The organism is Desulfocicer niacini (assembly GCF_054657595.1).
In genome coordinates, this window is sequence record NZ_BAAHYK010000204.1 from 1 (window position 1) to 332 (window position 332).

Below are 332 nucleotides of genomic sequence, written 5' to 3' on the forward strand. Positions count from 1 at the left end.
GATATGCCGGACAAGGCACAACATTTGGCCAGGAAATCTGAGTTGAACGATGGGCCATTATCAACGTAGATGCGTTTGGGAAACCCAAATGCCAGAAAGGCTTCCTTCAACACCAGGGTCAATGACAAAACCGTTTCCGAAGGGGCAAACGCATGCCCGACGATCATGCGGCTGTGGTCATCAATAATTGCGCATAAGATGGCCTTGTATGTTTTTCGATTCAAGGTCACCAGAGGGCCATGCATGAAATCACACATCCAAAGACTGTTTACGTGATCGGTTTCAAAAGCGGTTCTTGCATCCCGACGTTTATTCCCGAATCTGAGTAACTT

Annotated in this window: 1 protein-coding gene; it reads right to left on the reverse strand. The window is 47.3% G+C overall.

Annotation, left to right across the window (positions count from 1 at the left end; all coding sequences use genetic code 11):
• On the reverse strand, positions 1-332 hold a 332-nt coding region (locus tag ACYQ2M_RS25400; RefSeq protein WP_459919189.1), incomplete at both ends, for a DDE-type integrase/transposase/recombinase.